This is a genomic window from Kitasatospora sp. NPDC053057 (assembly GCF_044546945.1).
Lineage (GTDB): Bacteria > Actinomycetota > Actinomycetes > Streptomycetales > Streptomycetaceae > Kitasatospora.
On sequence record NZ_JBITZP010000030.1, the window covers coordinates 1 to 12,969 of the forward strand.

11 protein-coding genes are annotated in these 12,969 nt (G+C 71.6%); 1 reads left to right on the top strand and 10 read right to left on the bottom strand.

What is annotated here, in order from left to right:
• Window positions 1-381 precede the first annotated feature (381 nt).
• From ACIG5E_RS27100 to ACIG5E_RS27140, 9 genes are all read right to left on the bottom strand, one after another.
• Window positions 382-1,905, bottom strand: a complete 1,524-nt coding sequence (locus ACIG5E_RS27100; protein WP_396537579.1) for a CoA-acylating methylmalonate-semialdehyde dehydrogenase — start codon at window positions 1,903-1,905, stop codon at window positions 382-384.
• Between the two features lie 238 nt (window positions 1,906-2,143).
• On the bottom strand, window positions 2,144-2,905 hold the full coding sequence (locus ACIG5E_RS27105) for a nucleotidyl transferase AbiEii/AbiGii toxin family protein (RefSeq protein WP_396537581.1): 762 nt from the start codon (window positions 2,903-2,905) through the stop codon (window positions 2,144-2,146).
• A 59-nt stretch (window positions 2,906-2,964) separates the two neighbouring features.
• Window positions 2,965-3,396, bottom strand: coding sequence for a hypothetical protein (locus ACIG5E_RS27110; RefSeq protein WP_396537583.1), 432 nt, complete (start codon window positions 3,394-3,396; stop codon window positions 2,965-2,967).
• Window positions 3,397-3,506: 110 nt separating this feature from the next.
• Window positions 3,507-4,901, bottom strand: coding sequence for an NAD(P)/FAD-dependent oxidoreductase (locus tag ACIG5E_RS27115; RefSeq protein WP_396537585.1), 1,395 nt, complete (start codon window positions 4,899-4,901; stop codon window positions 3,507-3,509).
• A gap of 61 nt (window positions 4,902-4,962) precedes the next feature.
• On the bottom strand, window positions 4,963-5,766 hold the full coding sequence (locus tag ACIG5E_RS27120) for an ABC transporter permease (protein WP_396537587.1): 804 nt from the start codon (window positions 5,764-5,766) through the stop codon (window positions 4,963-4,965).
• A complete protein-coding gene (locus ACIG5E_RS27125) occupies window positions 5,766-6,695 on the bottom strand; it encodes an ABC transporter permease (RefSeq protein ID WP_396537588.1) in 930 nt (309 codons plus the stop codon). The genes ACIG5E_RS27120 and ACIG5E_RS27125 overlap by 1 nt, the downstream gene beginning before the upstream one ends.
• Window positions 6,692-7,831: an ABC transporter ATP-binding protein gene (locus ACIG5E_RS27130; RefSeq protein ID WP_396537590.1), complete on the bottom strand. Its 1,140-nt coding sequence runs from the start codon at window positions 7,829-7,831 to the stop codon at window positions 6,692-6,694. The genes ACIG5E_RS27125 and ACIG5E_RS27130 overlap by 4 nt, the downstream gene beginning before the upstream one ends.
• A gap of 50 nt (window positions 7,832-7,881) precedes the next feature.
• Window positions 7,882-9,141: a spermidine/putrescine ABC transporter substrate-binding protein gene (locus ACIG5E_RS27135; RefSeq protein ID WP_396537592.1), complete on the bottom strand. Its 1,260-nt coding sequence runs from the start codon at window positions 9,139-9,141 to the stop codon at window positions 7,882-7,884.
• 55 nt (window positions 9,142-9,196) lie between these two features.
• On the bottom strand, window positions 9,197-10,708 hold the full coding sequence (locus ACIG5E_RS27140) for a gamma-aminobutyraldehyde dehydrogenase (RefSeq protein WP_396537594.1): 1,512 nt from the start codon (window positions 10,706-10,708) through the stop codon (window positions 9,197-9,199).
• Between the two features lie 270 nt (window positions 10,709-10,978).
• On the opposite strand from ACIG5E_RS27140, the gene ACIG5E_RS27145 reads away from it, so the two are divergent.
• Complete coding sequence (locus ACIG5E_RS27145) at window positions 10,979-12,634, top strand: PucR family transcriptional regulator (protein WP_396537596.1); 1,656 nt, start codon at window positions 10,979-10,981, stop codon at window positions 12,632-12,634.
• 148 nt (window positions 12,635-12,782) lie between these two features.
• Here the strand turns inward: ACIG5E_RS27145 and ACIG5E_RS27150 are convergent, their stop codons facing one another.
• The gene (locus tag ACIG5E_RS27150; RefSeq protein ID WP_396537598.1) at window positions 12,783-12,908 is read right to left on the bottom strand and encodes a hypothetical protein; all 126 of its coding nucleotides are present in this window, start codon (window positions 12,906-12,908) and stop codon (window positions 12,783-12,785) included.
• Between the last annotated feature and the right edge of the window lie 61 nt (window positions 12,909-12,969).

Genomic DNA, 12,969 nt, shown 5'->3' on the forward strand with positions numbered 1-12,969 from the left:
GATGTTTTCCGCTCCGTTTTCCGGGGCTTCGTCATCCAACTCGCTGCTGTCTTCTGCGGCTTGACGCCCCGTCCGACGTTTCAAACTCTAGCCGATCCCCGCTCCGAAAAGCGAATCCAGCCGAGTCCGACCGCAATCCGATAAAACGAGCACGCCGAATAAGCACCGAGCCGTGACGCGAAAAGCGAAACGACCGGCACGAACCGAGAAGTGGTGTTTCAAGGGATTGGCTGCCCCGGGACCGTCCGCGCAGACGCGTGTCCGGTGCTCCCTGCCAGGCAGCTCGAAGAACTGTACGCGCTTCGGCGGCCGGACGCAAACGACGTGCAAAAGGGGCCGGCCGGACTCCTGGGAGGGGTCCGGCCGGCCGCACCAGGGGGCTCAGCTGTTGGTGGGGAAGCCGAGGTTGATGCCGCCGTGCGACGGGTCCAGCCAGCGCTGGGTCACGGCCTTGCCGCGGGTGAAGAACTGCACGCCGTCCGGGCCGTACGCGTGGGCGTCGCCGAACAGAGACGCCTTCCAGCCGCCGAAGGAGTAGTAGGCGACCGGTACCGGGATCGGCACGTTGATGCCGACCATGCCGACCTCCACCTCGAACTGGAAGCGCCGGGCCGCGCCGCCGTCGTTGGTGAAGAGGGCGGTGCCGTTGCCGTACGGGTTGGCGTTGATCAGCGCCAGGCCCTCGTCGTAGGAGGCGACGCGCACGACGGAGAGGACCGGACCGAAGATCTCGTCGTTGTAGACGGACATGCCGGGCTTCACGTGGTCGAACAGCGTGGGGCCGAGCCAGAAGCCGTCGCTGGTCGGGCTGCCGTTCCGGTCCTCGGGGGCGACCGGGTGCTTGCGGCCGTCCACGGCGAGCTCGGCGCCGTCGGCTACGCCGGACTCGACGTAGGAGGTGACCTTGTCGCGGTGCTGGCCGGTGACCAGCGGGCCCATCTCGGAGTCGCCGTTGCAGCCGGGGCCGACCTTCAGGGTGGCGATCCGCTGCTTGATCTTGTCGACCAGCTCGTCGCCGACCGGGTCGACCGCGACCAGGACGGAGACGGCCATGCAGCGCTCGCCGGCCGCGCCGAAGCCGGCGTTGACGGCGGCGTCGGCGGCCAGGTCGAGGTCGGCGTCGGGCAGCACCAGCATGTGGTTCTTGGCGCCGCCCAGGGCCTGCACGCGCTTGCCGTAGCGGGTGCCGGTCTCGTAGACGTAGCGGGCGATCGGGGTGGAGCCGACGAAGCTGACGGACTTGATGTCCGGGTGCTCCAACAGACGGTCGACGGCCACCTTGTCGCCGTGCACCACGTTGAAGACGCCGTCCGGCAGCCCGGCCTCCTTCCACAGCCCGGCCAGGAAGTTGGCCGCGGACGGGTCCTTCTCCGAGGGCTTCACCACGACGGTGTTGCCGGCCGCGATGGCGATCGGGAAGAACCACATCGGCACCATGGCCGGGAAGTTGAACGGCGAGATGACCGCGACCGGGCCGAGCGGCTGACGGATCGAGTAGACGTCGATGCCGGTGGACGCCTGCTCGGTGAAGCCGCCCTTGAGCAGCTGCGGGATGCCGCAGGCGTACTCGACGACCTCCAGGCCGCGGGCGATCTCGCCCAGCGCGTCCGAGTGCACCTTGCCGTGCTCGGACACGATGATCGAGGCCAGCTCGTCCCGGCGGGCGTTCAGCAGCTCGCGGAAGGCGAAGAGCACCGTGGTCCGCTTGGCCACCGAGGCGGTGCGCCACTCGGCGAAGGCCGAGGCCGCGGCGGCCACGGCCTGGTCGACCTCGGCGATTCCGGCGAAGTCCACCTGGCCGGCGACCTGGCCGGTGGCCGGGTCGAAGATGTCACCGCGACGGGGCGCCGCACCGGCGGTGGCGACCGGCTTGCCGCCGATCCAGTGAATGATGTGCTTGCTCAAGTCCGTCTGCCTCCGAAGTCCCGGGCGGCGTCCTGCCACCGGTCCGGTCTGGCGCCGCCCGCGAGAGGGCCGGGCGACGGAAATTCACGGGGCTACCGCGCTCGTCTCCCAGTCTGGTGGCCGCCGGGGCACGGCTCAACGAACAGGCTGACGGGGATCACGGATTCAGCCTTACAGGTCGTCCGGTCGCTGCGCCGAACGTGTGAAGCCGCCCGACACCGGACGGATCCGGGGCGCCTCAGGACTCCTCCTCCAGGTAAGGGTCGTGCAACCCGTCCGCGGCCTCCTGGGTCTCCAGCAGGTCCAGCCGCAGGTCCTGCGCCCAGGCCAGCGCCCACCGCTTGAGCCCGTCCACCGCCCCGGCCTCGACGCCCCGGGCGCGGAACCGGCCGTCCGCCGCCTCGGCCAGCGTCTCCAGCCGGTCGGCGAGCCCGCCCGGCTGAAAGTCCGGGTCCAACTCCGCAGCCAGGGCGAGCAGTTCGCCCTCCCGGTAGTCGTGGGCGAGGGCGTACACGTCGATCAGGTCGCGCGGCATGCCCCGGTCGACCAGCAGCGCGGTGGTGAGCGCCGCCGCGTCCTCCAGGGCGACCACCGGCAGGACCACCGGCGGCTCGCCGGGCTCCAGTGCGCCGAAGTCCAGCCGGACCGGCCGGTGGCCGAGCGGTTCCTTCCGCAGCTCCACCGAGTGCGACCGCCCGCCCAGCGCCAGCCGTACGGTCAGCTGTTCCAGGCGCGGCGTTCCGGGCCGCTCGGCGACCCCGCCACCGGCTGCGCGGTACGCCTCCGCCAGCGCGGCGGCCACCTCCGGCAGGTCGGCGCCGCCGGTGGCCAGGGTGAGTCCGTCCTGCGGGCAGGCCGGGACGCCGTGGGCGCGCAGCGCGTGCCCACCGGCCAGCGCCAGCCCGTACCGGGCGCAGACGGGCCCGGCCAGGGCGGCCAGGCGCAGCTGGGCGGGCCCCGGTCGGAGGGACGCGTCGACGGCGTGCGGGGCGGTGGTCACGTTTCCAGTCTGACCCGAGCGCCCGCCCCGCGCGCCGCTGCTGTGAGGCTGTCGCGGCGCTACCAGCCGCTGAGCCCGGCCGCCGCCTCGTGCAGGGCCAGCTCCAGCAGCACGGGGTCGTTGAGCCGCCCGGAGCCGTCGGGCGGCACTAGCCAGCGCACGCCCCGGCTTCTGCGGCCGGGGTGGGGGACGACGATCCAGGTGCCCTCCCCCGCGCAGCGCACGCCGGTGCCGATCCAGCGGGCGGCGGTGCCGACGGGCACCAGGAAGCTGACGTGCTCCTCCCCGGAGTCGGTGAGGACCGGGCCGCAGGAGCCGGTGTCCAGGACGTCCAGGGCCGGGCGCCCGAGCCGCCCGGGGACGGCGAGGACGTCCCAGCGGCGCCCGGCCGGCAGCAGCGTCAGGCCCAGCCCGGTGCGTTCCCACTGCGCCCGGAAGGCCGCCGGGTCCGGTGCCACCCGGGTGAGCCAGTTCAGTCCGGTGCTCTCCATGTCGTGTCCCCGCTTCTCGCCGTTCGTACTGGTCGGGCGCGGCGGGATGCCGAGACCCGCCGTCACCAAGGAGAGGCGGACGGCGGGTCCCTCTTACACGACTGGCGGGGTCAGCTGTCGAAGCCGAGCCCCAGCCGGTCGAGGGTGCGCAGCCAGAGGTTGCGGTGGCCGCCGTTGCGGTCGGCGCGCTCCAGCGAGCGGGCGGTGATCTCGATCCCGGCCCAGCGCACCGGTTCGGGCGGGAACGGCAGCGGCTTGGAGCGCACCATGTCCAGCGAGGTGCGCTCGGTGCGCTCGCCGGCGAGCAGGTCGAGCATCACCTCGGCGCCGAAACGGGTGGCGCCGACGCCGAGCCCGGTGTAGCCGGCGGCGTAGGCGACCCTGCCCCGGTAGGCGGTGTCGAAGAACGCGGAGAACCGGCTGCAGGTGTCGATGGCGCCGCCCCAGGCGTGGGTGAAGCGCAGCCCCTCCAGCTGCGGGAAGCAGCGGAAGAAGTGGTTGGCCAGGGTGCGGAAGGTCTCCGGCCGTTGGTCGTACTCGTGCCGGACGTGGCCGCCGTAGTGGTAGACCGCGTCGTAGCCGCCCCAGAGGATCCGGTTGTCGGCGGAGAGCCGGAAGTAGTGGAACTTGTTGGCGCTGTCGCCGAGCCCCTGCCGGCCGCGCCAGCCGATCGCGGCGAGCTGCTCGTCGCTGAGCGGCTCGGTCATCAGCGCGTAGTCGTACACCGGGACGACGTACGGACGGACGCGCTTGAGCAGGGACGGGAACACGTTGGTGCCGAGCGCGACCCGGCGGGCGAAGACCCGGCCGTACGGGGTGCGGACGGCCATGCCGCTGCCGTGCTCGCGCAGCTCGGTGGCCCGGGTGTGCTCGAAGATCCGTACGCCCTGGCCCAGGCAAGCCTCCTTGAGGCCCCAGGCGAGCTTGGCGGGGTGGACCATCGCCACCCCCTCCTTGTCCCAGAGGCCGCCGAGGAAGGTCGGCGAGTTCACCTCGGCGCGCAGCTGATCGGCGTCCAGGACGGTGAGGTCGAAGCCGTGGCGGGCGACGGCCTCGGCGATCTCGTGCAGTTCCTCGACCTGGTGGGGCTGGGTGGCGACGTCGATCTCGCCGGTGCGCTCCCATTCGGCGTCGATGCCGTAGCGCTTGAGGGTCGCCTCGATGCCGTCGAGGTTGGCGGCGCCGAGTCGTTCCAGCTGGGCGAGTTCGGCGGGCCAGCGCTGCAGGCCGTTGCCGAAGCCGTGGGTGAGGCTGGCCGCGCAGAATCCGCCGTTGCGCCCGGACGCGGCCCACCCGACCTCGTTGCCCTCGACCAGGACGACGTCCAGTGACGGGTCGCGTTCCTTGGCGATGAGGGCGGTCCACAGGCCGGAGTAGCCGCCGCCGACGACCAGCAGGTCGCAGGTGGTGTCGCCGACCAGGGCGGGCAGCGCCTGCGGCCGGCCGGGGTCCTCCAGCCAGAAGGGGGTGGGCCTGGCGTCACTGAGTGCGCGGGCGGAGTCCATGCATTATCAGCCACTTTCCACGGATAGATGACGGTACGAGCCACCGCTGACCGACCGTATGTCAGGCGGTGGCCTTCCGGCGGTTGCCGAGCCACTGGCCGGCGACGGTCAGCGCGACCGCGGCGACGAACATCGCGGTGCCGATGACGTTCACCTGCACCGGGATGCCCCGCTGCGACGCGCCCCAGACGAACATCGGGAAGGTGACCGTGGTCGGGCCCGAGTTGAACTGGGTGATGATGAAGTCGTCGAAGGAGAGCGCGAAGCTGAGCAGGGCGCCGGCGGCGATGCCGGGGGCGGCCAGCGGCAGGGTGACCCTCAGGAAGGTCTGGGCGGGGGTCGCGTAGAGGTCCTGGGCGGCCTGTTCGAGCCTCGGGTCCATGCTCATCACGCGCGCCTTGACGGCCGTCACCACGAAGCTGAGGCAGAACATGATGTGCGCGATGAGGATGGTGGTGAAGCCGAAGGGGATGCGCATGTTCAGGAACAGCGTCCCCAGCGAGGCGGCCATGACCACCTCGGGCATGGCCATCGGCAGGAAGATCATCGCGGTGGTGGCCGAGCGGCCGCGGAAGCGGTAGCGGGCCAGCGCGAAGGCGACCATGGTGCCGAGCACGGTGGCGCCGATGGTGGCGAGCACCGCGATCCGCAGGCTGAGCGAGAGCGACTGGCACATGTCGGCCACGCCGCAGGGGTTGGTCCAGGCGTCGGTGGAGAACTCGTTCCACTCGTAGTTGAACTTGCCGACCGGCTTGTTGAACGAGAAGGCCAGCACGACCAGGTTCGGCAGCACCAGGTAGGCGAGGGCCAGCAGGCCGGCCAGCACGACCAGGTGGGCGCGGACCCACTTCAGGGTGCGGGACATCAGACCAGTTCCTCCGTCCCGGCCTTGCGCATGTAGACCGTCACCATGCCCAGGATCAGGGCCATCAGGATGAAGCTCAGCGCGGCCGCCGTGGGGTAGTCGAGCACGTTCAGGAACTGCTTCTGGATGCCGTTGCCGACCATCTGCTCGCTCGGCGAGCCCAGCAGCTGGGCGTTGATGTAGTCGCCGGAGGCCGGGATGAAGGTGAGCAGGGTGCCCGCGACCACGCCCGGCAGCGAGATCGGGAAGGTGACCTTGCGGAAGGTGGTGAACGGCCGGGCGTAGAGGTCGCCGGCCGCCTCGTGCAGCCGGGGGTCGATCCGCTCCAGCGAGGTGTACAGCGGCAGGATCATGAACGGCAGGAAGTTGTAGGTCAGGCCGCAGACCACGGCGAGCGGGGTGGCGAGCACCCGGTCGCCGGAGGTGAGCCCGAGCGCGTTGGTGACGTCCAGGACGTGCAGGGTGTTGAGCGCGCCGACCACCGGGCCGCCGTCGGACAGGATGGTCTTCCAGGCCAGCGTGCGGATCAGGAAGCTGGTGAAGAACGGCGCGATGACCAGGATCAGGATGACGTTGCGCCAGCGCCGGTTCGCCTTGAAGGCGATGGTGTACGCCAGCGGGTAGCCGATGACCAGGCAGAGCACGGTGGCGATGGCCGCGTAGGAGAACGAGCGGACGAAGTGCCACTTGTACTCGACCAGGGCGTCCCAGTAGGTCGAGAAGTGCCAGGTGACCTTGAAGCCCTCCTCCAGCGAACCGGTCTGCAGCGAGGTGGACCCCTGGTACAGCATCGGCACGACGAAGAAGACGACCAGCCAGGCGATGCCGGGCAGCAGCAGCCAGTACGGGGTGAGCTTGCGCTTCGGCTTCGAGGGCGTGTCGGGCAACGGGATGACCTGCGGCGGCGCGGCCGGGGTGGTGGCGGTCACGCGGCCTCCTCCGCGGTGCCCGCGTCGATCGCCTGCGCGGCGTCCAGGGCGAAGGAGTGCGCCGGGTTCCAGTGCAGCTGCACGGCGGCGCCGGGGACGATCCGGGCGTCGCGCTCCATGTTCTGCTCGAAGACGGTGACCTCCTGGCCGCCGTCGGTGCGCACCACGTACTGGGTGGAGACGCCGATGAAGCTGGAGTCGAGGACGGTGCCGGCCAGCTTGTTGCGGCCCTCGTCGACCTGCTCGGTGGCGTGGGTGATGGTGATCTTCTCCGGGCGCACGCCCAGGTGGACCCGCCCGGCCCCGGTGGCGCAGCGCGCCTTCGGCAGCGCGAGGCGGGTACCGGCCACGGTGACCAGCAGGTCCTCGCCCGCGCCGCCGGTGACCTCGGCGGGCAGCAGGTTGGACTGGCCGAGGAAGTTGGCCACGAAGGTGGTGGCGGGGTTCTCGTACAGCTCGGCGGGCGCCCCCAGCTGCTCGACCCGGCCGCCGTTCATCACCGCGATGGTGTCGGCCATGGTCATGGCCTCCTCCTGGTCGTGGGTGACGTGCACGAAGGTGATGCCGACCTCGGTCTGGATCCGCTTGAGCTCCAGCTGCATCTGGCGGCGCAGCTTGAGGTCGAGGGCGCCGAGCGGCTCGTCCAGCAGCAGCACCTGGGGGTGGTTGATCAGCGCGCGGGCGACCGCGACGCGCTGCTGCTGGCCGCCGGAGAGCTGGTGCGGCTTTCGCCGGGCGTACTGGCCGAGTTCGACCAGCTCCAGCATCCCGTCGACCTGCTTCTTGACGTCCTTCTTGCCGCGTCGGCGCAGGCCGAAGGCGACGTTCTCGAAGACGTCCAGGTGCGGGAAGAGCGCGTAGCTCTGGAAGACGGTGTTCACCGGGCGCTTGTACGGGGGCAGGGGGGTGACGTCCTGGCCGCCGATCAGGACGGTGCCGCTGGTGGGCTCCTCCAGGCCGGCGATCATGCGCAGGGTGGTGGTCTTGCCGCAGCCGGAGGCGCCGAGCAGGGCGAAGAAGGAGCCCTGGGGGACGGTCAGGTCGAGCGGGTGGACGGCGGTGAAGGAGCCGTAGGTCTTGCCGATGCCGGTGAGGCGTACGTCGCCGCCGGTCGCGTCGCGCAGCTGGTCTGTCATGGGGTGTCTTCCTGGGCTGTCTGCCGGCAGTGTCTGTTTTCCGAGTGGGGTCAGGCGCCGATGAGCTTGGAGAACTTCTGCTCGAAGTCGCTCTCCTCGCCCTCGGTGAGGGTGCGGAACACGTGCGCCTTGGCCGCCATCTCGGGGGTGGGTACGACCAGCGGGTTGGCCGCGCTGTCCGGGGCGAGGGCGGCGAGCTCGTCCTTCATCCCGGTGACGGCGGAGACGAAGCCGATGCCCGCGACCAGCTGCGCCGCGATCTTCGGCTGATAGTAGAAATCGATCAGCTTTTCCGCGTTCGTCTTGTGCCGCGCCTTCGCCGGGACCAGCATGTTGTCGGTCGAGGCGAGGTAGCCCTTCTCCGGGATGGCGAACTCGATGTCCGGGTTGTCGGCGCGCAGTTGGATCAGGTCGCCGCCCCAGGCGACGCAGGCGGCGATGTCCCCGGAGGACAGCTCCTGGCCGTAGTCGTTGCCGGTGAAGCGGCGGATCTGCTTGCCGTCGACGGCCTTCTGCAGCCGGGCGACCGCGGCGTCGTAGTCGTCGGCGGTGAACTTCGCCGGGTCCTTGCCCATGTCCAGCAGGACCATCCCGATGCTGTCGCGCATCTCGGAGAGGAAGGTGACCCGGCCCTTGAGCTCGGGGTCGTCCAGCAGTTGGGAGACGCTGGTGACCTCCTTGCCCCTGGTCGCCTTCCGGTTGTAGGCGACCACGGCCTGGATGCCGGCCCAGGGGTAGGTGTAGAGCCGGCCCGGGTCCCAGTCGGGGGCACGGAAGCGGGCCTCGATGTTGGTGATCGCGGTGGTCACGTTCGCCGGGTTCAGCTTCTGCGCCCAGCCGAGCCGGATCAGCCGGGCGGCCATCCAGTCGGTGAGCACCACCAGGTCGCGACCGGTGTCCTGGCCGGCCGCCAGCTGCGGCTTGACCTTGCCGAAGAACTCGACGTTGTCGTTGACGTCCTCGTTGTACTTGACCTTGATGCCGGTGGCCGCGGTGAAGGCGTCCAGGGTGCCGTGCTTCTGCTTGTCCTTCTCGTCGGTGTCCACGTACAGCGGCCAGTTGGAGAAGTCCACCTCCTTCTCGCTGTCCGAGAGGTCCTTGGCGGCGTTGGCGGTCGAGTCGCCGGTCGCCCGCGGCGCCGCGGGGATGCCGCAGGCGGCCAGGGTGCCCGCCCCGGCGGTCAGCGCGGCGGCGCGCAGCAGGGTGCGGCGGCCGACCGCGGCCCGACCGCTGGTCAGACTGCGTTCCCAGGCCCTGCGGACCGGTTCGGGCAGACCGTCGGTGAGTTCGTTGAACGCCTTGAACGCCATGGAACGGGCCTCCTGGGGGAAGAGGGTGCGTGGGGGGAGCACCTGGCCGAAGGGGTTATCGGTCTCCGAAGACGGTGCGGTGCCAGTCCTTGCGGGCGACCGCGGTGGTGTCGAACATGACGTGCTTGACCTGGGTGTACTCGTCCAGCGAGTACTGGGACATGTCCTTGCCGTAGCCGGACGCCTTGTAACCGCCGTGCGGCATCTCGCTGATGATCGGGATGTGGTCGTTGACCCAGACGCACCCGGCGGCGATCTCCCGGGTGGCGCGCAGCGAGCGGTGCACGTTGCTCGTCCAGGCGGAGGCGGCCAGGCCGTACGGGGTGTCGTTGGCCAGCCGCAGGCCCTCGTCGTCACCGTCGAAGGGCAGCACCACCAGCACCGGGCCGAAGACCTCGCCCTGCACCACCTCGCTGTCCTGGGCCGCGCCGGTGATCAGGGTGGGCGCGTGGTAGGCGCCCCGGGTGAGGTCGGCGCCGTCGTGGCCCTTCGCGGGCGCGGGGCCGCCGGTGACCACGGTGGCGTAGGAGCGGGCGCGCTCCACGAAGCCGGCCACCCGGTCTCGGTGGGCGTACGAGACCAGCGGGCCGAGGTCCGTGTGGGGGTTGCGCGGGTCGCCGATCCGGATCGCCGCGTACAGCTCGGCGACCCCGGCCACGAAGGCGTCGTAGAGCGGGCGTTGGACGTACGCGCGGGTGGCGGCGGTGCAGTCCTGGCCTCCGTTGATCAGCGAGGCGGCGACGGCGCCGTGCACCGCGGCGTCCAGGTCGGCGTCGTCGAAGACCACGAACGGTGCCTTGCCGCCGAGCTCCAGGTGGGTGCGCTTGACGCTCGCGGTGGCGAGTTCGGCGACCCTCCTGCCGACGGCGGTGGAGCCGGTGAAGGAGACCATCGCGACGTCGGGGTGGCGGACCAGGTGCTCGCCGGCCGTGCGCCCGGCGCCGGTGACCACGTTGACCACGCCGTCCGGGATGCCCGCCTCGGTACAGGCCCGGGCGAACATCAGCGAGGTCAGCGGGGTCAGCTCGGCCGGCTTGAGCACGATGGTGTTGCCCGCCGCGATCGCCGGGAGGATCTTCCAGGCCGCCATCTGCAGCGGGTAGTTCCACGGCGAGATCGAGCCGACCACGCCGATCGCCTCGCGCCGCACGTAGGACGTGTGGTCGCCGGAGTACTCGCCGGCCGCCTTGCCCTCCAGGCTGCGGGCGGCGCCGGCGAAGAATGCGGCGTTGTCGACGGTGCCGGGGACGTCGAACTCGGTGGCCAGCTTGACCGGCTTGCCGGTCTGCGCGGTCTCCACCCGGGCGAGGTCGTCCGCCGCGTCGGCCAGTACGGCGGCCAGCCGGGTGAGCACCTCGGACCGGGCGCCCGGGGTGGCGGAGGCCCAGCCGGACAGGGCGGCCTTGGCGGCCGCGACGGCGACGTCCACGTCCCCGGCGGTGGCCAGCGCGACCTGCTCGACCACACTGCCGTCGGCGGGGTTGACGACCTGGAAGGGTTCGCCGCTGCCGCGGGTCTGACGGCCCGCGATGTACTGCGCGCCCGCGCCGAAGTCGGTCAGGTCCATCTGGGTTCCTCCAAGTGCCGGCGGTTCGACCACGCGGTGCGGCGAAACGCTTCCGCAGTGGGGGCCTGCGGTCCCGCTGACCTTGCCAATTGCGGGGTTGACGTGACAAGGGTCACTTCGACACTCTCGGCGCGAAGGGCCTTACAGAGTGCAAGGCTCTTCGCAGGGCGACAGGTCGTCGGGGCGATGATGATTCACCTGACACCCTGTCCACCCCGCCCCCGTCGTCCCCTCCTCCCCCTCCCTCCTCCCCGGCCCTGGAGGCCCGCGATGCTCCCCACCGTCGCCCGAGTGCTCGACCTGGAGGTGATGCGGCGCGGCCTGCCCCAGGTGGTGGCCGGCGCCGACCGCCTGGAGCGGCCGGTCCGCTGGGTCCACGTCATCGAACTGCCCGATGTCGCGGGGATGCTGCAGGGCGGCGAACTGGTGCTGACGACCGGCATCGCGCTGCCCGAGGACCGCGAGGGCCTGGTCCGCTACGTCCGCGACCTGGACGAGGTCGGCGTGGCCGGGCTGGTGGTCGAGTTCGGCCGGCGCTACTTCGACTCGCTGCCGCGCGCCCTGGTGCACGCCGCCGAGCAGCGCGGGCTGCCGCTGATCGCGCTCCGCCGCGAGGTGCGCTTCGTCGCCGTCACCGAGGCCGTGCACGCCCTGGTGGTGAACGCCCAGTTGGAGCAGCTGCGGGTCTCCGAATCGGTCCACCAGGTCTTCAACGAGCTGGTGGTGGAGGGCGCCGAGCCGCCCGAGGTGATCCGCCAGGTGGCCCGGATGGCCGGCGCGCCGGTGGTCCTGGAGAACCTCGCCCACCAGGTGCTCGCCCACGACACCGCCGGACGCCCGGAGGCCGAGCTGCTGGAGGACTGGGAGCGCCGCTCGCGCGGGGTCCGTCCGCCCGGCCGCACCGGCCACGACCCGCGCAGCGGTTGGCTGGTCACCACCGTCGGCGCCCGCGGCCAGGACTGGGGCCGGCTGGTGCTGGTCCAGGAGCCGGGCCCGCTGCCGGAGGGCGAGCCGCACCCCCACGCCATGCTGCTGGAGCGCGGCGCCTCCGCGCTGGCGCTCAACCGGCTGGTGGTGCGCGACCGGGAGAGCCTGGAGCGGCAGACCCACCGCACCCTGCTCTCCGGCATCCTGACCCACGCGCTGACCGTCTCCGAGGTGGCCCTGCGCGCCCAGGCGCTCGGCGTCCCGCTGGACGGCCGACGGCTGGTCGGCGTGGTGCTGCGCCAGCGCCGCGGGCCGATCCCCGCCGCGCTGGAGGCCCAGGCCCGACTGCGCGACTTCACCGAGCTGGCCGCCGGCGCCGTCCGGGCCTGCCGGCTCTCCGCCCTGGTCGGCGCGCTGGACGACGAGGGCGTCGGCCTGCTGATCGCGCTCGGCGCCCAGCAGGACGAGCACACCGCACTGGACGCCTTCTCGGCCACCCTGCGCCGGATGTCCGCCGAGGCCGGCCGGGAGGGCGCCGACGCCCCGGGCCCGGTGGTCGCGGTCGGCTCCTCGGTCGGCTCGGTCCGCGACGCCCGGCGCACCCTGCTGGAGGCCGCCCAGGTCGCCGACGCGGCCCTGCACGACGCGCCCGGCGGCGGCCGCACCGCCTCCTACTACCGGCTGCCGGACGTGCGGTTGCGCGGCCTGCTCCACCTGCTGCGCGACGACGCCCGCCTGCAGACGTACGTGGAACGGGAGTTGGGCCCACTGCTGGCCCACGACGCCGAGCACAACGGCCAGTTGGTGCAGATGCTGCGGATCTACCTGGAGCAGGGCCGGAACAAGTCGGCGGCGGCCGACGCCGCCCACCTGTCCCGGCCGTCCTTCTACGACCGGCTGCACAAGGTCGAGCGGATCCTCGGCGTCGACCTCGACCAGGTGGAGTCCTGCCTGTCCCTGCACGTGGCGCTGCTCGCGCTGGACGCCGTCCGCCGGTAGGACTTCACACCCCGTGATGCGCCCCCAGACCTTGTGCAGCTCCGGCCGCTCGGCCGAGGTGACCTCGCGCATGCCGTGCAGCCGGCCGCACATCTCCTCGGTCGGGAACACCAGCAGCAATACCTGAAGACTGAGCTGGCCGTAAGCATCACACCGACGGCCGACCCAGACACCGGTACTGCACGCCGAGCAGCGCCGCCCCGCCGAGCACCGAACGTCGGCGCACGAATCGGGAGTTGGGGAAGCGTCGGGTCAGGGTGGCGCTGCTGGACATGGGGGCCTTCCGGAACGTGGGACGGCCCCGGACAAACCGTGTCCGGGGCCGTCCTGGGAGG

Excerpts from the sequence above, each read along its gene's own strand:
- ACIG5E_RS27145 (WP_396537596.1), top strand. The coding sequence starts at position 10,979 with ATGCTCCCCACCGTCGCCCGAGTGCTCGACCTGGAGGTGATGCGGCGC.
- ACIG5E_RS27140 (WP_396537594.1), bottom strand. The coding sequence starts at position 10,708 with ATGGACCTGACCGACTTCGGCGCGGGCGCGCAGTACATCGCGGGCCGT.
- ACIG5E_RS27150 (WP_396537598.1), bottom strand. The coding sequence starts at position 12,908 with ATGTCCAGCAGCGCCACCCTGACCCGACGCTTCCCCAACTCCCGATTC.
- ACIG5E_RS27130 (WP_396537590.1), bottom strand. The coding sequence starts at position 7,831 with ATGACAGACCAGCTGCGCGACGCGACCGGCGGCGACGTACGCCTCACC.
- ACIG5E_RS27120 (WP_396537587.1), bottom strand. The coding sequence starts at position 5,766 with ATGTCCCGCACCCTGAAGTGGGTCCGCGCCCACCTGGTCGTGCTGGCC.
- ACIG5E_RS27110 (WP_396537583.1), bottom strand. The coding sequence starts at position 3,396 with ATGGAGAGCACCGGACTGAACTGGCTCACCCGGGTGGCACCGGACCCG.
- ACIG5E_RS27115 (WP_396537585.1), bottom strand. The coding sequence starts at position 4,901 with ATGGACTCCGCCCGCGCACTCAGTGACGCCAGGCCCACCCCCTTCTGG.
- ACIG5E_RS27135 (WP_396537592.1), bottom strand. The coding sequence starts at position 9,141 with ATGGCGTTCAAGGCGTTCAACGAACTCACCGACGGTCTGCCCGAACCG.